An 18982-nucleotide genomic window follows, 5' to 3' on the forward strand; every position below is an offset into this window, starting at 1 on the left:
AGTTCAGAAATCAACCTTCTCTTCCCTCACAGTCTCAGTCGTCGGCTAGAGTCGCCCTCCCACGCGGCGTCGACGGACGATGAGCATGATGCTCGCACCGACGACGAGCAGCCCGGCCGCAACCGCCATCATCAGCGTCGGATCGACGCCGGTGCGAGGCAGGTCGTCGCCGGCACCGGCATCGCTGTCGTCGCCGGCATCGCTGTCGGCACCGGAGCTGCTGTCGGAAGCGCCGTCGTCGGCCGCTTCTGCATCGTCGCCGTCTGCGCCAGCCGAGGCGCCTTCGCCGCCGTCTGCCCCGCCGTCTGCCCCAGCATTGTCCTCGTCCGAAGCGCCGTCGTCGCTTCCGCCATCATCTGCAGGCTCGAAGAGTCCGACGACGACCGGGTCGTGGTCCGAAGCGCGGAACTGATCCGGAGCGTAGAAGTCGCCTGCGTTGTAGTTGAAGCGACTGTATTCGAGTGCCAGTGCTTCGACCGAGTTGATGTTCCAGACATCGGCGCCGATGATCGCATCGAAGGCACTTGACGGCAGGGCAGCCTGAGCGTCCGAACCGTCCGAACCCGAAACATCCAACGCCAGCACGTGATCGAGACTGCCCGTCCGGGACTGGTAGACATACGTCGACTTGTCCGTCTTCTCGGCTCCGACGTCCTTGAACCCGGCCTCATAGAAGACCTGCATCGGGTCCTCCTGCGTATAGGAGTTGAAGTCGCCGAGCAGGTAGACGAAGTCACTGTCTGCGGCCTTCTGCTGCTCGCTTGCGAACTCGACGAGGGACTTCGCCTGCTTCACGCGATCCGCGTTCGAATTGCCCTGCCCGTCACCACTGTCCTCATTGCCGGGGCCTTCGCCTGAACCCTTGGACTTGAAGTGGTTTGAGATCGTGAGGAAGGTCTTGGCGGCTTCGAGCTCACCGGACTCGTCCCTCGGTGCGAAGGCCTGCGACAGGGGTTCGCGGGCGTTGGAGAACGCAGCCTGATCGTCAAGGATCGTGGAATCGTTCTGCGGAGCCACCTCGGCGGGCTGATAGATCAAGGCCGTGCGGATGACATCTTCATCTGCCGGCACATCTTCGGGGGAAGGGACGAAGTCCCACCTCGTGGTTCCGGCAGCCTCGTTGAGGCGTGAGACCAGAGTTCCCAGCGCAGCATCGCGATCCTCGCCGAAGACCGACGAGTTCTCGATCTCCATGAGAGAGACGACCGAGGCATCGAGCTTGTTGATCGCTGTGACGATCTTGGTCTCCTGCCGCTTGAGGCTCTTGGCATTGGCCGCGCCGCGAGCCTCGCAGCCGCTGCGGACGGTGATGTGGTTGCCCTGGCGGTCATCGTAGTAGCTGCATCCGGAGAGCTGATCGCCGGTGGTGGTGAAGTAGTTGAGGACGTTGAAGCTGGCCAGGCTGACCTGGCCGCCGATGTCCTCGGGGGCCTCGGTGCGGGTGTCGGCGAAGCTGGCAGGCTGGATCGCTTCGGCGTTGTCCCCGGTCAGGCGGGTGGTGGGTTGGAAGCGCCACTTCTCGTGATCGAAGCCGAGCACCACCGGCGAGGTGATTGTGGCCTGAGCGCCGACCCGGACGGGGGCGTCGTTCGAGACGTAGGGCAGGACAGTGTCCTTGTCGTTCTCCAGATAGTTCACGGTGGCACCGTCGTCGAGGACGACCTCTCGACTGAGGTTCTCGGCCTCGATGGCCTTGGCTTCGGCACTTCCCGGTCGGGCCACATCGGTGGGCTGCGGAAGGGTTTTGTCGCCGGTGGCCAGAACCACTTCGCCGTAGGAATTCGTGTTGTAGTTATCGGCCACGGTCAGCTCCCCGCTGGGCTGCAGCAGCATGCCTTCGAGGGCTTCACGTGCGGCAGCCTCGTCGGGGAAGACGTCCTCGACCGGCTTGACCGCCTCGGCGGGCTCATCCACGGCCGTCTTCCCTGTGCCGCTGACTGAGATCTGAGTCTGCCCATAGCGCTCTGACACCTTGCCGGTCAGTTCGAGATGGTCGCCGATGCCGATGTCGGAGACCGTGTCGGGAGAGTAGACGAAGATGCCGTCCGAGGCGCCTGGTGTCTCATCCTCGGCACTGCCTGTGCCCGGTGTCTGCACGTAGTATCCGTTCAGGCCGCCGCTCGGGTAGGCAGCTGTGACGACGCCTTGGGTCTTGACGGTCTCGCCCTGCAGTGGGCTTTCGTCCCCGGTGCCCTGGATCTCGGCGATCGGGGTGACATCCTCGGGGACTGGGGTATCCGGGCCGTCGTCTCCGCTGTCACCGGGCAGCGCATCCGGGGTGGGGGCTGCGGATGTCCAGGTGCCGTCGATGAGTTGGATGGACGCTCCGCCTGAAGCGGTGGCACCGGTGGGTGCGGCCTCTTCGCCGACGACGGCGTCCGGGGTGTGCTTGTTCGACTTGCCCGTCACGCCCATGCCATCGGTGACTCCGCCGATCTGCTCGAAACCGATGAGCACACCGTCATCGTCGATGGCGAAAGCAGACGATCCGTAGCTGCCATCGGCGGCGCTGCCGGACTTCACGGAGTTCGTGATCGCCACATCGACTGCCACAGCACCCGACTCACCGACGGTGGTGCCCTCGGGAACGGTGGTGGTGTTCTCCGCCGCCTGGACACTGCCTCCGCGAGTGACGGACCCGATGGTCCATCCCGAGACGTCAGTGCCGGGATCGGCCGCGATCTCGATGAAGTCGGTCTCGAGCGTATAGCCGATCTCGCTGATGTGCGGATCTTCGGCCGCGAGTGCCGCGGTCGCCGGAGCGACAGGAAGCGTGAGGCCCATCGCCGCGACGAGGCTGAGCGCCGCGCACGATGAGGCCGTCTTGGAGACTGTCATAGGAGCCTTTCGAGTTCTCGGGCACCGCGAGAGATTCCGGTGCAGTCGCATGCACCCTATCCAGCGACAGGGCGTCATCGGTGACGACCTTGTGAACGAGATGTGAACTCTGCGAATGAACGCTGGGTGCACTGGTGGACTCGAGACTACTACACGGTCCGGACACCAAATCAGGACATCGTGACCTGGCTCAGTCCTCCGGGCAGGTGAATACGGTCTCGACCAGCTGGTGATCGGAGGGGAACCGGTTTTGCCGCTGATTGGGAATGTGTTCGCAGCGGCCGCCGACATCGACGAACCCGGGTTCGTCGAGACCTTCAGCGCTGGCGCCGCGGATCACACTGTCGACTATCTGCAGCCCCCTGGAGAAGATGAAGTCGAGGCGGTCGCGCGGTTCGGCGCCGTCGGTGCGTCCCGGCTCCGGCTTCTCCTCGTGCCCGGCATGGGTGAGAGGTTCGATCGGCGACCAGGTGTCGGCGCGGACAGTGCACGGATCGGGATGGACCTGGCGGAAGGAATCGATGAAACCGGCGTCAAGCAGCGCATCCGGCGATCCCCACGCGATGTCGGGCCGATCTGACCGTCCTGCCCAGTCACCTGTGGCTGGTGTGTTGAAGTCCCCGCAGATCACCACCGGCAGTTCCGGTTTTCCCAGCTCGGTGCAGATGCGGTCGGTTTCTGCAAGGATCTGCTCGATCTGCCTCACCCGTGGCGCCTCCTCTTCATCGGCGACCGTTTGGCCGCCGCCTTGCAGCGCAGTGTAGACAGCATAGGGATAGGGGGCCAGATGCACAGACCACACCAGGATCTCCGCGGAGCCCGGTACCGGTCGGATCACGGCCGCCTGAGCGTAGGGAATCGTGTCCGTGTTCACCGCGCTCAGCTCACCGGTGCTGAGCACGGCGTTGTCGAAGGCGGACTGCGCGCAGGCTGCATCGAGCTTCGGAGCCAGATTCTCCGCGGCGTTTCCCCAGCATTCCTGGAGCGCGAGCACGTCCGCGGGGAACTGAGCGGCGATCGCGTATTGCTTCTCCTGGCCGAAGTCGACCTCTCGGCCTCCGTACCAGAGGTTCCACGTCTGCAGGGTGAATGTGGACATGGGAGTCTCCTGTTTCGGTCGACTGCTCACCGGAGCAGATGGATTGAGTGTGCAGTGCGGTCGAAACGCAGCTGCCCGAAGTCTGCCAGGCGCACATCCCCGGCCAGCTCGACATCTGGATCATCGTTGATGCCGATCACGGTGCAGCCTGCGTCTGCGGCGGCCCGTGACCCGACAGGAGAGTCCTCAAAGGCGACCACCGCCGAGGCGGCCACGCCGAGACGCTGTGCGGCAAGAAGGTAGGGTGCGGGGTCGGGTTTGCCGTGCTCGACGTCATCGATGGTCACGATGATGTCGAAGAGGCGGAGCATCCCAGCGCGTTCGAGCAGTCCCCGGACGTCTGCGGCTCGCCCGTTGCTGGCCACCGCCACCGGGACGGTCCCCGACATCGACGCGACGAATTCCAGCGCCCCTGGCATGGGGGCGCTCAAGTCTGCGAGCGCGTCACTGTAGGCGGCATCCACCTCGGCGGCCGTCGGTGGGGTCGCAGCAGAGGGTGAGCCAAGGTGCTGATGGATCTCGGCCAACGACGTGACCGCCTCGGCGGCGGTGAGCCCGCGCAGCCGCTCAGCCGGGATATGACTGGCTCCGAGGGTGCGCAGATAGCTCGTCATGAGGTCGATCCACGGCTGTTCGGAGTCGACGAGGATTCCGTCGCAGTCGAAGATCGCGCCCTCCAGATCGGAGAGGATCATGCCCGGGCTCCTTCGGCTTCAGCGCGAGGCAGGCGCAGGCCGGCGTCGGCCGTCACTGCGGCCTCGACGCGTGTGCCCGTCTGCAGGGCGCCGGCACTGGCCGAGGACACGGACGCGGACCATTCGGCGGTCTCGCTGTCGGGCCGGCCGAGGTGGATCATGGTCCGCTCACCCGTGTAGGTCTGACGCTTGACCTGGAGGAAGCCGTCGTCTCTTGCAGCGATGCTGAGGTTCTCAGGGCGGACGAAGATGACGTCATCGGCGTCCGAGGTGATCGGCAGGCGGTCGCCGGTCGCCCAGTTCGCGGGCACGGCGAATTCGTTGATCGAACCGACGAAGCGTGCGACGAATGACGTGGCAGGGCGGGAATAGATCTCGTCTGGCGCCGAGTACTGCTCGATTCCGCCTGCGTTCATCACGGCCACCCTGTCGGCGATGGCCAGGGCCTCACCCTGATCGTGGGTGATGAAGACGGTCGTGGTGCCCAGGGTCTGCTGGACTCGGCGGATCTCGTCGCGCAGCGAGGAGCGGACCGAGGCGTCGAGAGCCGACAGGGGTTCATCGAGCAGGAGCACCTTCGGCTGTGTGGCCAGGGCGCGGGCCAGAGCCACGCGCTGCTGCTGCCCACCGGAGAGCTGATGCGGGTAGCGCGTGCCCATCTCGGTGAGCCCGCAGATCTCGAGCAGCTCCTCGGAGCGTCGGCGCCGGGCGCTGCCATCGACCTTGCGGATGCGCAGTCCGTACTCGATGTTGTCGAGGACGCTGAGGTTGGGAAAGAGGCTGTAGCTCTGGAACACCATTCCCATGCTGCGCTGGTTGGGTGGCAGTTGCAGCACTGATTCGCCGCCGACGATGACGTCGCCGCCGTTGACGGGTTCGAATCCGGCGAGGATGCGCAGGGTCGTCGTCTTTCCGCAGCCCGAGGGGCCGAGGAAGCTGACCATGCTGCCGGCGGCGATGTCGATGCTGAAATCACGCAGCACTTCGGTGTCGCCATACGATTTGCTGACCCGGTCGAAGCGGACCGACATCGACTCGCCCCGACCCTTCGCTGCTGCCTGAATGGGTGGACTCTTCGTTGCTGTGCTCATGAGATCTCGGCTTCCTTTCGAGGCTCGTTGGCCGCGGTCGGTGCGGGCTCTGCCTGTGAGCGGTGTCCGAAGCGCGAAGCGCTCAGAGTCGCTGAAGCCAGCAGCAGCCACGTGGTGAGGTTAAGCAGCACGGACAGTGTGATCGAGCCACGGAAGTTCGTGCTGGAGAGGGTGTTGAGGAACACCGGGAGCGTGTTGATCGACAGGGTCGCGGCCACAGTGTATTCGGCGATCGAGAGAGCGAATGTGAAGAACGCGGAGAAGATGATCGGTCCGCGGATATTCGGCATGACCACCTGCCACAGGGTGGTGCCCATGCGCGCGCCGAGGATGGACGAGGACTCGTAGAGCGTGCGCAGCGGCAGCGTCGACAGGCCCGCGTCGATCGATCTGAAGGTGAAGGGCAGGCAGAGCACGACATATGTGCCCACGAGCACAAGGGGAAGGTCCTGTGACTGCAGTATCGTGTTCAGCTCCATCCCGAGGCTGCCCCGGCCGTGGGAAGCCAGATTGCGCAGCACGGCCGAGAGTCCTGCCACGATCGCGATCGCAGGAACTACAAGGGGCAGAGTGCAGAGGATGCTGAGAACAGAGCGCATCTTCGGTGCCCAGAGATGGACCGCGACCACTGCCGGAACGACTGTGGCGATGAGGACGGCGGCGGCGAGCACGGACACGATGAGGCTGCGGGTCAGGGGCGCGACGATCTTTCCGGAGTCGGCGAGACCGGTCAGCCCCGAGGTGGTGAAGCTGCCGTCGGAGCGGAAGAACGAGTAGGTCAGCGAGCTCAGCAGCGGGGTGAGGATGAAGATCGCCAAGGCGACGATCGGCAGCCAGACGAGGAATTTGGTCATGGCAGGTCGCGGACGGGTGCCGGCGTTCAGCTGTTGAGCCACTTTGCGCTCCTCTTCGTCAGTGCGTTGAAGGCGATGAGCACGATCACCGCGATCACTCCGGTGGTCACACCCAGAGCCATTGCCACGCCTTCGCCGCCAGTGGCGGCCGAGCCGGCGAGCTGGCCAGCGATCTCGAGTGGGATGAGGGGGAAGGCCCCGGTGCCGATGAGGACCGCAGCCGAGGCATGGGTGCCGAAGGCCGAGCCGAACATCAGCAGCCATGCCCCGAGCAGTGCTGGGGTGATCACAGGCAGACCGACGCGGCGCCAGAATGTCCAGCTGCTTCCTCCCAGCGAGGTGTTGGCTTCCCGCCACTGCTGTTTGAGTGCGACGAAGCTGGGCAGCGTCAGCAGGATCATCGTCGGGATGAGGAAGTACTGGTACATGAGGATGAGGCCCTTGACGCTGTAGAGCGTGAAGCTGGAATCGACCGCGGTGATCAGCGCAGTGAAGTAACCGGTGTTGCCCACGGCGACGATGAAGGAGAACGCCAGCGGGACGCCTCCGTCATTGGCCAGAACACTGGAGATCACTGCCGTCAGTGAGTCGACGACCTTCGATTTCACTGTTGAGATCGCCCATGCGCAGATGCCGCCGAACACGGCCGCGACGCTCGCAGCCGTGAACGACAGGAGCAGACTGTTCTTCAGCGCCATGGACCGGGAGCCGGACCCCAAAGCAGTGAAGTTGTCGACGCTGAAGGTCGACGTCCCCGGTGAACTACCGCCAACGAGCAGGGAGGTCACGACCATTCCGCCGATCGGGACGACGAAGAAGAGCGCGAGGATGACGGTCAGCGGAGCCAGTGCGGCCCATGCCGGCGACAGGCTCGGTCTGCGTCGGGTATCGGGTGGAGCAGAAATCATCCGACCGCTTTCGCCCAGTTGTCGGCGAGTACCTTGGCCTGCGAGTCACGCTGCTCCTGGGTGGGCTGGGGTGCTTCCTTGTCCACTGCATCGTCGAGCAGCTTCGACAGCGCCTTCTCATCGGCGGTGCCGTCGTCGACCATGCTGTCGAGGCGGCCGGGGAGCACATAGCCCTTGAGCAGAAGGTTCTGCCCTTCATCGCTGAAGACGAATTCCTGCCAGAGACGGGCAACGGCCGGATGCGGCGCATCGTCATTGACCGAGGCGGCATAGTAGGAGGCGACGGTCCCGTCGGAGGGGATTTCGATCGACATATCGACTCCGCCGTCGGACAGGTCATCGGCCCACTGCAGCAGCAGGTAGTCCCAGTTGATGACGATCGGGGTCTCCCCGGTCTCGATTGTGCCGGCTTCGGCTTCCGTCGGCACGAGGTTGCCCTTGTTGGAGAGTTGCGCGAAGTAGTCGATTCCCGGCTGGATGTCGTCGAGCGAGCCGCCGTTGGCCAGCGATGCCGCCATGACCGTCATGAATCCGGCCTCGCCTGTCGTCGGATTGCCGCGAATCGCGACCTTGCCCTTGTACTCGGAATCGAGGAGATCCGCGAACGTCGTCGGGCATGTCTTCACCGCCGCAGTGTCACAGCCGATGGCCATGGTCCCGCCGAGGTGGTTGAACCAGGTGCCGTCCGAGGACTGCATGTTCTCGGGAAGAGAGTCGGCCGTCGCCGGGCGGTACTCCGCGAGCAGGCCCTGTTCCGACGCGTCGACAGCAAAGGACTCGCCGGTGTCGAGGTAGTCGAGCGAGGTCTCCTGCCCCTGCCTGTTCTTGACGGCGTTGATGAGGTCCTGGCTGGCGCCGGTCGAGGTGTCGTTTTTGACCTCGATGTCGTACTTGTCCGAGAACGCTTTGAGCAGTCCGCCGTAGTTCGCCCAATCGGGGAAGAGCCCCATGACGTTGAGGGTGCCTTCGGCCTGGGCGGCTTCGACGAGGGCATCCATGCCGCCGCCGTCTTCAACCGAGGTCGCCGCGCGCCAATCGGCCGACTCCTCGGACTCTGCGCTCCCGCCGCAGCCGGAGAGGACTGCCAGAGTGCCCAGCGTGAGGGCGGCAGTGAGCTTCGTTGTCTGTCTGAACATCGTTGTACTCGCCTTTCGGACGTGTGCGCAGATCTGTGCGCAAGCGTGTTGCGGTGGCTGTTGGGATGGTTCAAGTTACGTCCACGATAGAGAATCGGTCCGATAATACCAAACCAGATTACTAGTGAGGTTCTGAAATTAACTAAAAGTTCACTAGTGAGCAACGGAAATCGACGGTAGCGATGAGGTGGTTTCTGGACCGACGATACGGGCGGAGATCGCTGTCGGCTGCGCCTGATCTCCTGCGGTACCGTAGATGCACGTTACTGTATGCCGTGGTGAGATGACCGGCTGGACTGGAAGGACGATCATGAGGGGATCGCAGGAGTGATCGAGGCACGGTATGAGCAGATTGCGGAGCAGATCCGTGATTCTATTCGCAATGGTGCGCGGCAGGTGGGGCAGAGTCTCGAATCCGAGGCGGCGCTCGCCGCTGAATACGAAGTCGCTCCCGGAACGGTGCGCGAGGCCCTGCGCCTGCTTGTCAGCGAAGGCACCGTAGGCGGTCGCCGAGGTGCCCGGAAGACGGTGCTGCGCAAGCCTCGGCCCGCCGCCGTGGCTGAGGAGTTCCGCAGCTTTGCGCAGTGGGCCAGCGCGCATGGTCGCACTCCCGGCGGCCATGTCATCGAGCAGGGCTGGCACATCGCCGGCAAGGAGAACGCGGCTGCACTCAATGTCGACCCTCGTGCACGTGTGCTGCGTGTGCTGCGTGTTCGTCTCCTCGACGGTGAGAAGGTGATGGTCGAGAGGACCAGCTACCCGGAGGAGCTCGGGGAGCTGGTCGAGAAGGTCTCCGCCGACGCGGCATCCGTCAGCGGCTGGCTCGAGCAGGAGCACGGCATCGTCTTCGCCGGTGCCGACCATGTCTTCTCCGCGACGGTCTGCGGCCAGCAGGATGCTGCTCTGCTCGAGGTGTCCCGTGGGCGACCGCTGCTGCGCCACCTGCGCCGCAGCCGAGACGGCGCGGGGAGTCCACTGGAGATCTCCGAAGACCGCTATCTCGCCAATATTCTGTCGGTGGCGATGTCCAACGGACGCAATGTCAACCCCATCAGCTGGCTCACCGCAGACGAGCAGAGCTGGTTCTGACGCCGCCCGGCGACCGCCGGGAGTCCTGCGACAGCAGCAGTGCGGCATATCGAAGGCGCCCCAGAACAACCTGGTGAAAGGTCATTCTGGGGCGCCTTTCGACAGCCGGCAGCCGGTTTCTCGATCTGCTTAGGCCTTCAGTTCGGCCGCCAGTTCGTGGAAGTCGCGGCTGGGGTTGCCGAAGCGGTGCAGAGTCATGGACACGGCCTGCTCCTGCACGTAGTACCGCATCTCCACCCGTGCCGAGGAGGTCACGGGCTCATCGATGACGGCAACCTCGGGACGGGAGGCGGTCGCCGCCAACAGCTCGGGTTCCTGCGGTCCGAGCACGCGGATGCGGGCACCGACGGAATCGTCGTATCGACCTTCGCCGACCATATCGGCGAAGGTCGACGCGGACTCGGTACGAGCCGGAACGCGCGCGTTCGTGACGGCGATCTTCACCTCGGAGGCCACATCCTCGGCGACGGACAGCTGCACGATCGACCCCACAGACTTCGCGGCATGCAGTGACCTCTCGAGATCGAACAGCGACGAGGTCGAGGTCACTCGCAGGGTGACGGGACGAGGCCGGTAGCGGAAGATGTTCGCTTCTGCTTGGAGGCCGGTGTGGTCCTTCGCCGCCCCGAATTCGCGAGCCAGCCAACGCTCATCGTCGGCCTTAGCCAGCTCGAGGTTCTGGCTCGTGTCAGCAGCGCCTGGCAGGGTGGAGGGATCGTCGGTGTAGTGGCCGAAGAGCATGAGGTAGTTCGGGCCACCCGCCTTCGAGCCGAGTCCGACGGAGGACTGCTTCCAGCCGCCGAAGGACTGGCGCCGGACGATTGCGCCGGTGATGCCGCGATTGACGTAGGCATTGCCGACCTGCACGTTCTCGAGCCAGGTGCGCACCTCATCGGGGTCAAGGGAGTGGATGCCGCCGGTGAGGCCGAAGTCCACAGCATTCTGGAACTCGATCGCCTCGTCGAGGTCACGAGCGTGCATGAGGCCGAGCACCGGACCGAACACCTCGGTGAGGTGGAAGAACGATCCGGGCTTGACGCCTTCCTTGATTCCCGGGCTCCACAGGCGGCCCGTGTCATCGAGCTGCTTGGGCTGAAGCAGCCAGGACTCACCGGGTTCCAGCGATGTCAGCGCCCGCTCGAGCTTGTCCGAGGGATCCTCGGTCAGCGGTCCCATCGTCGCCGACATATTTGCCGGCCAGTCGACGACCATGGACGAGGCCGCATCGATGAGCTGCTTGCGGTAGCGCTGCGAGTCGTGAGTGGACCCGACCATGATGCCCAGTGACGCGGCCGAGCACTTCTGTCCGGCGTGCCCGAAGGCCGAGTGCACGAGATCGGCCACGGCCAGATCGCGGTCGGCGGCAGGGGTGATGACCAGTGCGTTCTTGCCGGAGGTCTCCGCATTGACGTGGAGATCGGGACGGAAGGACTTGAACAGCGCCGCGGTCTCGGAGGCACCGGTGAGGATGACACGATCGACATCCGGGTGGGCGACGAGGTGGCGGCTGAGGTCCCGGTCGGACGGCGTGCACAGCTGCAGCACGTCCTTGGGTACACCGGCCTCCCACAGGCAGTCGATGATGAGTGCAGAGCAGTGCGGTGTGGGCTTGGATGGTTTGTGGATGACGGCCGAACCTACGGCAAGGGCTGCCACGGTTCCGCCGGTGGGGATGGCGATGGGGAAGTTCCACGGTGGGGTGATGACGACCATCTCATCGGGGACGAAGTTCGCGCCCTCGAGGTTCTCCAGCTCGGCGGCATTCAGCGCGTAGTAGCGGATGAAGTCGATGGCCTCGGAGATCTCAGGATCGGACTGCGAAGGCATCTTGCCCACCTCGGCGGCCTCGACAGCGATGAACTCACCGCGACGGACGGAGAACACCTCTGCCGCGCGGTGGAGGATCTCGCCGCGACCGGCAGCACCCAGCTCGCGCCAGGCCTTGGCGGCCTCGCGGCCATTGGCGATCATCTCATCGAGCTTCGCAGCCGAATCGACCTTCGGAGTCTTCTGCCGGTCGTCGAGATATCCGGGGGCGGTCGCCTCGGCGATGATCTCCTTGGCCCACTTCTGGTTCGCAGGCAGTGAGGGATCGGTATCCGGTTCGTTGAAGAACTCGGTCGGGGCAGTTCCTGGGACATCGCGCTCGGTCGAACGGTCCTGGTTCCGGTTGGGCGCTGGTGCGCTGTCACCGTCGGTCGCGAGGATGTCCTCGAGCTGCTTGACGGAGTCCTGGAAGCGGTCTGCCTCCCGGACGAAGACCTCGTTGCCGTTGGCCAGGTCGAAGATGCCGGACATGAAGTTCTCGTGAGACGAGTTCTCTTCGAGTCTGCGCACGAGGTAGGAGATCGCGACGTCGAATTCCTTCGGATGCACGGCCGGGACGTAGAGGAGGAGATCTCCGACGTCCTCGGTCACTGCAGCGGCCTGTTCCGAGGCCATGCCCTGCAGCATCTCGAATTCCACGCGGTCGGTGACCTCGCGGTCGACGGACAGGTGGTGGGCGAAGGCGATGTCGAAGAGGTTGTGACCTGCCACGCCGATGCGCAGCCCCTTCATCCGCTCGGGGGTGAACAGCCAGTGGAGGACGCGCTTGTAGTTCGCATCGGTGGACTGCTTCGAATCGCAGGTGGTCGTAGGCCAGCCGGCGATCTCCGCGTGGACGGTCTCCATCGCGAGGTTCGCTCCCTTGACGAGGCGAACCTTGATTCCGACTCCGCCGTTGGCGATTCGTTCGTTGGCGAATTCGCTCAGGCGCTGCACCGCGCCCAGCGCGTCAGGCTGGTAGCCCTGGATGACGATGCCGGCCTCGAGGTTCGCGAACTCAGGTTCGGCGAGCAGGCGGGTGAAGACCGCGATCGTGAGTTCGAGGTCCTGGTACTCCTCCATGTCCAGGTTGACGAACTTCGACCCCGTCGGTGCCTTAGCCGCCTGCTGGTAGAGCGGGCGCAGGCGTTCGACGACGTAGTCGACGGTCTCGTCGAAGGCCCACATCGAGATCTGAGAGGCGACCGAGGAAACCTTGACCGAGACGTAGTCGACGTCTTCGCGAGCCAGAAGTCGGTGGGTTTCCTCGAGGTGGTGGTCGGCTTCGCCATCACCGAGTACAGCCTCGCCGAGGAGGTTGATGTTGAGCCGGTGTCCGTCGGCGGTCAGCGCGGCGACGGCCTTGCCGAACTGCTTGTCGCGGGCGTCGACAACCATGTGTCCGACCATCTGACGCAGGCGGGTGCGGGCTGCGGGCACGACGACCTGCGGCAGTGCGCGGGCCAGCGCGGCGCCGGTCTTGATCTGGGCGCGGTCGAGAGCCGACATCGTCTCGGGGGCGAGCTTGCCGACTTCCGCCAGGGCGTCGGCGGCGGCGTGCACATCATCGGTGCGCACGACCCGATCGACGAATCCGACGGTGAAGTCGAGCCCGTTGGGGTCGGAGAGCACTGCCGAGAGGCGTTCAGCGGCCGGGTTCTTCGCCGTGGTCTTGCTCGTTGCTACACGCAGCCATTTGCGAACGGTGTCGATGGAGCGACTGGTGAGCTGGTCGAGATCTGAGTCTGTGTGCAACAACTGCTCGTTCCTTTTCTGTTGGACGAACTCTGGACGAGTCTGGCTGGGGTCTGTGCCAGGCGCTCCCGCGTCGCCGTCGACTGTTGACGGGATCGTTGAGACCAGTATGCGCCGGAGAAAATCCGGGGTGAAGAGCTCGTGACCAATCGCAGACATAGTTGAGTCAGAAGTAATAGAATCGCATCATGTACTCCTCAGAGATGCGTCGCGCCGCTGTTGCCAGGACGGACTCGTCCTCCATCGCCGAGGTGGCTGCTGAACTGAACATCTCACCGTCGAGCCTGCGTCGGTGGATGGGGCGATCCGACCTCGACGACCGCCCGCGCAGCGGACGCCCGCAGATCCAGAGCACGGCCGACCAGGTCGTCGAAGCTCTGGTGAGCACCGCCGGGGCGAGAATCTCGGGGAAGGACTATTCGACCCGGGCTCTGGCCGATGCGACAGGGCTGAGTCAGAGCATCGTGTCCCGGGCGATGAGGGGGATGACGGTGCCATCGGACCAGCTGCTCGGCAGTGACGAGATCACCGTTGTTGCGGGTGGCTTCCCGCTGGTCGTCATCGGCATTCGCGTTGCTGGTGAGCGCGGCAGTGATGAGGCTGAAGATGGGGGCACCGGCGGAGGCGGAGGTGCGAGCCCAGTCTCGGCGCGACGGGTTCAGCGCCGCATCGCCGGGATCGTGGCCGCTCTGCGTTCGGCAGGAGTCCAGCACTGGCCGCAGCGCTTCGACAGTGAGCATCGCCAGACCGATGCTTCGGCGACGCTCGATCTGCTTCGGGCTGGTGGGCAGCGCGAACGCTTCATCGTCTTCGATCCCTTCGGGGAGACGAGCGCCTCGGGCGGGGGTGATCTGGTTGGGGCTGCCGAGATCGCGGTCCACCGCGAGTTCGCAGAGTTCCTCGACGACGCGAAATCTGGCCTCGCAGCCTGCCGCGATGTTCCCGGGTCTCTGCTCGACATTCTCGCCGCCCGCGTGCGCCACGGCTTCGAAGGAGTCATGTGGCGGCAGTCGAGCCACACCGACGCGAGGAGAAGTTCCATTTCTTCTGACTCAATGGAGATCTCTTCGTGGCTGCCGAAGGAGACTCGTTCCATCACCGAACACCTCGCGATCGCCCTGCGCGAGGAGATCATCGATTCGGGCTATCAGCCCGGAGACAGGATCAATCCGCGCCTCCTGTCACGACGGATGGAGGTGCCCCGCTCCTCGGTGGATGCCGCACTGCGGCGCATGGTCGATGACAAGCTGCTCGACGGCTCACGTGGTGGTTCGAGGATTCCGTTGATCACCACCCTCGACGTTCTCGACCTCTATGCCGGACGCATGGCGGTGGGAGAGGTTCTCCTGCGGTCTCTGGCGCTGCGGCCGAAGCGCTACTTCGTGCCTGTGCAGCTGGCCCTGCGGCAGGTGGAGGCATCGGCGGCGACGAAGAGCGGCATCGACGTCGAGGACGCTGATCTCCACTTCCAGCAGGAACTGGCCCGGGCCTCTGGCCTGCGGCAGAGCGCCCGAGCCTTCGAAGCCCTGACCCTGCGCCTGCGCCTGTTCATCTCGGTCCTGCAGCTCGACTACTCACCGGCCAGCGATCGCATCCTCATCGATGACCGTGCCATCTTCAGGGCACTGTCTCTCGGGGACGCGGAGACCGCGGTGGACGCCTGGCGAGGCAAGGTCGACAACGCGGTCAGGCATATGGCCGGACTCTTCGCTCGGCGTCGGTTCGACCAAGACCTCTGGGCACAGCTCACACGTCGGGGATAAACGGTCCCGCCGGGCAACCTCGGCGAGGGTGACTGGTATAAATTTGGGGATAGTCCGAGCCGAAAGGGATAGTTGAACCGTGGAGACCTTGATTGTAGGCGTGGCCGGCGGCACCGGCAGCGGAAAGACGACCCTGACCCAGGCGCTGCTGGACAAATGTGTGGGCCCGCCATCCGTTCTGTTTCACGACAACTACTACAAGCGACGAGACAAACTGACCTACGAAGAACGCGAGCAGGTCAACTACGACGACCTCGACGCCTTCGACAACGACCTCTTCGTCGAACACCTGAGCGCACTGCGGTCCTCACACTCGGTCGACAGCCCGGTCTATGACTTCTCGATCCACAATCGCAGCGATCGCACGACGCTCGTCGAACCATCGCCGGTGATCATCGTCGAGGGGATTCTCATCTTCGCCGAACCGCGGATCTGCGAGCTGCTCGACATCAAACTCTTCGTCGACACGGACGCCGATGTTCGCCTGCTGCGGCGGATCAAACGCGACGTCGTCGAACGAGGCCGGACCCTGCAGTCGGTCGAGGACCAGTATCTGGGAACCGTGAAGCCGATGCATGAGCTGTATGTGGAGCCCTCGAAGCGCAATGCCGACATCATCATCCCTGATGGCGGGCATAATATCGTGGCCATGGACATGGTCCTCAACCGGATCCAGAGGGACGTCGGCTAGAGCTGCATCCGATGTTGTCGTGTGTTCGACAGGGTTCGGGAGATCTCGTGTCAGGGGTGACTTGTAGTGTGTTTGCATGGACACGGAGACCGTTCCGGAGGCACCGTCGGGCGACCTTGATCTCATTGCCGAGATCGACCGCTTCGCCTCCCTGCTGCGTGGCGAGGAGCCCGCTGCGACCGAAGCCGAGACACTGGCGCGGATCGCCGCGTTCGAAGGGCTGAAGGCGACCGTCGTGTCCGCGCAGTCCGCCGAGGCTGTGGCGTTCGAGGCCCTGCGCAGACGTCGGGATGCGCTCAACCAAGTTCCCGCGCGTGAATGTGGAATCCGATCTGCTGAGGAAATCGCCCTGGCGAAGAAGGTCTCGCCGGGTTCCGGCCGAAAGTTTCTTTCCACTTCGCGCGCAATCGTCCACGAGATGCCGAACACCTTCAAGGCTCTTGCCTCGGGGGAGATTTCCGAGGACAAGGCCCGTGTGATGGCCGACGAAACCGCGACGCTGCCCAGCGCAGACCGACGCAAGGTCGATACCCGGATGAAGATGAGCATGGGGCCGGCCGGGCTGCGGAGCCTGCGCACGGAAGCGCGTGCCTTGGCAGAGGAGATGAACGCCGAGGCGGCGGCAGAGCGGGCGACGAGGGCAGCGGCGAATCGGCGGGTGACCATGACCGCGCTCGATGACGGAATGGGGAGAGTGTCCGCTATCCTTCCCATCCAGCAGGCCGTTGCCGTCTATGAGGGGCTGAAAGGTGCGGCCGAATCGGTATCCGCCGCTGGAGGCGCCGAAGGGCGCAGAAACAATCAGCTGATGGCCGACACCTTCGTTGAACGGATGACGGGACAGTCGAGTGCGGCAGCCGTTCCCACCGAAGTGCACCTTGTCGTGGAAGCGGAAACACTGCTCTCCGATGGAATGGTCCCCGCCTGGCTGCCGGGTTTCGGCCCTCTCCCGGCTCGAACGGCCCGCAACTTCATCGCCGCCAACGAGGCCGAGGTCTTCATCCGACGCATGTTCACCCGCGCCACCGACGGTCAGCTGGTGGGGATGGAATCTCGCGGCCGGGCGTTCACAGGTCTGCTGAGGCAAATGGTCGTCTACCGTGACGATGTGTGCCGGACGCCGTGGTGCGACGCGCGCATCAGGCATGCCGACCATGCCGATGAGTATGCCTCCGGCGGTGCAACCTCGTGGGAGAACGGCTCGGGACTGTGCGCCGCATGCAATTATGCCAAGGAACATCCTGGTTGGAAGCACGAAGCAACGGCAGAGGGGCTGAAGGTCACCACTCCCAGCGGTCGTGAATACGACGATCCGACCGCTCCTTTCGTCAGGCGGATGAAGTACCCACGAGCCTCGCCCGCAACAGCAGCCTCGGCAGGCACTGGCATCTCACAGTCTTCGCCACGCGATGACGATTGGCGACTCAAACTCTCCGGACTGCTGGAGCCGCAGCGGCCCGGGGCGCCGCCTGACACCGAATACCGCGAAGTGGAGATCCCGTTCTGTCCCATCACCGAATCGGAAGCGAAGAAGTACGAGGAGAGCCAGCGAGCCACGTCTGGGCAGAATGAACCTCCTGAGTTCGAAATCGCCGAGGTCGTCGACCCCCTTCCCATTCCGCGAACGATTCGACCCAACTATCGCCGCGACTCCCGCAGTGTCGGTGGCCCAGGGGACAGCTGTGCGGAGAGATACCTACGACAGGCGCTGCTCGACGCGGTATGACGTGGTGAAACTGCAACAAATCCGACACTGCTGCCACCACGTCAGACTGCATGATTCTGAGTATGAATGCCGACGAGAACGATGCTCACTTGCCTGATAGCGGCGGCAACGCAGATGCCACCGCTGAGGATTCGCCGCCACGACAAAGGACGCGACAAGGACGGGCACCGCTGCGAACCGCGCAACTCCTGCCGTGGCTTTTCGGGCACTCGCAAACGTGGTCATCCGCAGCCATCGATCCACCCTTCCTGATGTGGGATGGGCAGACCGACGACGCAATGCCGACAGGTGGCATGGAGGTCGGCCTCCCGGACTTCGGTTTCGTGCTGTGGGCCATCGGGAGTTTGGCCCGCATCGCGGCCGGCACCTGTGGGTGGATCAACGGGCAGCGACACAAGCCCAGGGCGCAGGCATGGGGAGGAGCAGCGCTGTGACCAAGGGCAACGGCGTGGGGAGAGATGGCGTGATGCGAGGTGGCGAGAGACTGCGGGGCACTGCCCGAACTCTTCCCCTGCTCGCGTTGGCCGCTTGGGTCGTGATGATCTGGGTGCCGGTCCTCGACAGCGCGAACAACAGCTTGCACTTCGGCGACTCCGTGCGGATCGTCGTCACGTCGCTCGGTCGTCTTCCTGATAGGGCAATCGAGACTGACTTCGAGTTCGTCATCATCTGGAGCTGCCTGCTGGCTTGCGCGATCTCGGTGTGGCTCTGCAACGGGCTGAAGTTCTGGTCGTGGTCCGCCTCCGGGCTCGGAGTCGTTGTGCTGATCTTCCTGACCAGCGAGAGCATCGATCCGCCGACAATCATGTGGGACGGTCAAGACAGCGGCGGACAGTGGATCGGCGGCATGGAGGTCGCGTCTCCGGCACCGGGTGCCGTGCTCTGGACGGTCGGTGGGATCGCCCTGATTGCTGCTGGCATCTGTGGCCTGATCGGAGAACGTCGTCGCTCCGGGAAGAACGACGGCCCACGAATCACTCGATGGTTCTCGACCAAGCCAGGACGCGACGGTCAGATCCGAGCTCGTCGGCACCGCTTGGCAGCCGAACACATCGCGCGGCTGTTGCCTCTCGTGAGCGTAAGCGCCTGGGTGGTGATGATCTGGGTGCCCATCTTCTCCAACCGGGCCTCGGCGGAGCACAGCGTCACCATGACTTCCCTGGGCAGGCCGCCATTCAGATTCAGCGACATCGGGCTCGACGTCATTCTTCCGTGGGCGGCGGTGCTCCTATGCGCAGCGATTGCGTGGCTCGTTGATCCACCGCTCTGGTGGTCAATGATCGTCATAGTGATCGGCCTTGCTCTGTTCATTATGTTGGAAGTGAGCATGATCGATCCGCCGACAGCCCGACTCCTGATCACCGATTCCTCGGGGGAACGCAGGGGAGCCACGCTCATCGGTTACCCCGATGCGGGGGTGAGCTATTGGGTTCTGGGAAGCGGAGCCCTCGTGCTCGCCGGAACGGCCGGAATCGCCGGCTTCATCGGTGACAGGCAGGGCCGCTCATTCGATTTCCCCCAAACGCGGTGA

At 64.3% G+C, this 18982-nt stretch carries 14 protein-coding genes; 6 read left to right on the forward strand and 8 right to left on the reverse strand.

Annotation, left to right across the window (positions count from 1 at the left end):
* Positions 1-45: 45 nt before the first annotated feature.
* The 7 genes from BANT918_RS05450 to BANT918_RS05480 form a co-directional block, all read right to left on the reverse strand.
* On the reverse strand, positions 46-2838 hold the full coding sequence (locus tag BANT918_RS05450; protein ID WP_101619303.1) for an ExeM/NucH family extracellular endonuclease: 2793 nt from the start codon (positions 2836-2838) through the stop codon (positions 46-48).
* Between the two features lie 190 nt (positions 2839-3028).
* Positions 3029-3937: an endonuclease/exonuclease/phosphatase family protein gene (locus BANT918_RS05455; RefSeq protein ID WP_101619304.1), complete on the reverse strand. Its 909-nt coding sequence runs from the start codon at positions 3935-3937 to the stop codon at positions 3029-3031.
* Positions 3938-3963: 26 nt separating this feature from the next.
* Complete coding sequence (locus tag BANT918_RS05460) at positions 3964-4632, reverse strand: HAD family hydrolase (protein ID WP_101619305.1); 669 nt, start codon at positions 4630-4632, stop codon at positions 3964-3966.
* Positions 4629-5723, reverse strand: coding sequence for an ABC transporter ATP-binding protein (locus BANT918_RS05465; RefSeq protein WP_101619306.1), 1095 nt, complete (start codon positions 5721-5723; stop codon positions 4629-4631). Before BANT918_RS05465 ends, BANT918_RS05460 begins: the two co-directional genes overlap by 4 nt.
* Positions 5720-6619, reverse strand: a complete 900-nt coding sequence (locus BANT918_RS05470) for an ABC transporter permease (protein WP_208618029.1) — start codon at positions 6617-6619, stop codon at positions 5720-5722. Before BANT918_RS05470 ends, BANT918_RS05465 begins: the two co-directional genes overlap by 4 nt.
* Positions 6604-7485, reverse strand: coding sequence for an ABC transporter permease (locus tag BANT918_RS05475; RefSeq protein ID WP_101619307.1), 882 nt, complete (start codon positions 7483-7485; stop codon positions 6604-6606). The genes BANT918_RS05470 and BANT918_RS05475 overlap by 16 nt, the downstream gene beginning before the upstream one ends.
* The gene (locus tag BANT918_RS05480; RefSeq protein ID WP_101619308.1) at positions 7482-8621 is read right to left on the reverse strand and encodes an ABC transporter substrate-binding protein; all 1140 of its coding nucleotides are present in this window, start codon (positions 8619-8621) and stop codon (positions 7482-7484) included. The genes BANT918_RS05475 and BANT918_RS05480 overlap by 4 nt, the downstream gene beginning before the upstream one ends.
* 327 nt (positions 8622-8948) lie before the next feature.
* On the opposite strand from BANT918_RS05480, the gene BANT918_RS05485 reads away from it, so the two are divergent.
* On the forward strand, positions 8949-9710 hold the full coding sequence (locus BANT918_RS05485; RefSeq protein WP_101619309.1) for a GntR family transcriptional regulator: 762 nt from the start codon (positions 8949-8951) through the stop codon (positions 9708-9710).
* 129 nt (positions 9711-9839) lie between these two features.
* Here BANT918_RS05485 and BANT918_RS05490 read toward each other — a convergent pair whose 3' ends face one another.
* The gene (locus BANT918_RS05490; protein ID WP_208618031.1) at positions 9840-13274 is read right to left on the reverse strand and encodes a proline dehydrogenase family protein; all 3435 of its coding nucleotides are present in this window, start codon (positions 13272-13274) and stop codon (positions 9840-9842) included.
* A gap of 185 nt (positions 13275-13459) precedes the next feature.
* Between BANT918_RS05490 and BANT918_RS05495 the strand changes: the two genes are divergently transcribed.
* The 5 genes from BANT918_RS05495 (at position 13460) to BANT918_RS05515 (ending at position 18982) form a co-directional block, all read left to right on the forward strand.
* A complete protein-coding gene (locus BANT918_RS05495; RefSeq protein ID WP_101619310.1) occupies positions 13460-15034 on the forward strand; it encodes an FCD domain-containing protein in 1575 nt (524 codons plus the stop codon).
* 79 nt (positions 15035-15113) lie between these two features.
* On the forward strand, positions 15114-15725 hold the full coding sequence (udk, locus tag BANT918_RS05500; protein WP_167389395.1) for a uridine kinase: 612 nt from the start codon (positions 15114-15116) through the stop codon (positions 15723-15725).
* A gap of 76 nt (positions 15726-15801) precedes the next feature.
* The gene (locus BANT918_RS05505; protein WP_101619312.1) at positions 15802-17451 is read left to right on the forward strand and encodes an HNH endonuclease; all 1650 of its coding nucleotides are present in this window, start codon (positions 15802-15804) and stop codon (positions 17449-17451) included.
* 62 nt (positions 17452-17513) lie between these two features.
* Positions 17514-17885 carry a hypothetical protein gene (locus BANT918_RS17205; protein ID WP_145996943.1) on the forward strand — a complete coding sequence of 124 codons (372 nt, stop codon included), beginning with the start codon at positions 17514-17516 and terminating at the stop codon, positions 17883-17885.
* The gene (locus tag BANT918_RS05515; RefSeq protein ID WP_101619314.1) at positions 17882-18982 is read left to right on the forward strand and encodes a hypothetical protein; all 1101 of its coding nucleotides are present in this window, start codon (positions 17882-17884) and stop codon (positions 18980-18982) included. Before BANT918_RS17205 ends, BANT918_RS05515 begins: the two co-directional genes overlap by 4 nt.

This window comes from Brevibacterium antiquum CNRZ 918 (assembly GCF_900169145.1).
GTDB lineage: Bacteria > Actinomycetota > Actinomycetes > Actinomycetales > Brevibacteriaceae > Brevibacterium > Brevibacterium koreense.

Excerpts from the sequence above, each read along its gene's own strand:
- BANT918_RS05465 (WP_101619306.1), bottom strand. The coding sequence starts at position 5,723 with ATGAGCACAGCAACGAAGAGTCCACCCATTCAGGCAGCAGCGAAGGGT.
- BANT918_RS05495 (WP_101619310.1), top strand. The coding sequence starts at position 13,460 with ATGTACTCCTCAGAGATGCGTCGCGCCGCTGTTGCCAGGACGGACTCG.
- BANT918_RS05475 (WP_101619307.1), bottom strand. The coding sequence starts at position 7,485 with ATGATTTCTGCTCCACCCGATACCCGACGCAGACCGAGCCTGTCGCCG.
- BANT918_RS05450 (WP_101619303.1), bottom strand. The coding sequence starts at position 2,838 with ATGACAGTCTCCAAGACGGCCTCATCGTGCGCGGCGCTCAGCCTCGTC.
- BANT918_RS05455 (WP_101619304.1), bottom strand. The coding sequence starts at position 3,937 with ATGTCCACATTCACCCTGCAGACGTGGAACCTCTGGTACGGAGGCCGA.
- BANT918_RS05480 (WP_101619308.1), bottom strand. The coding sequence starts at position 8,621 with ATGTTCAGACAGACAACGAAGCTCACTGCCGCCCTCACGCTGGGCACT.
- BANT918_RS17205 (WP_145996943.1), top strand. The coding sequence starts at position 17,514 with ATGAATGCCGACGAGAACGATGCTCACTTGCCTGATAGCGGCGGCAAC.
- BANT918_RS05505 (WP_101619312.1), top strand. The coding sequence starts at position 15,802 with ATGGACACGGAGACCGTTCCGGAGGCACCGTCGGGCGACCTTGATCTC.
- BANT918_RS05460 (WP_101619305.1), bottom strand. The coding sequence starts at position 4,632 with ATGATCCTCTCCGATCTGGAGGGCGCGATCTTCGACTGCGACGGAATC.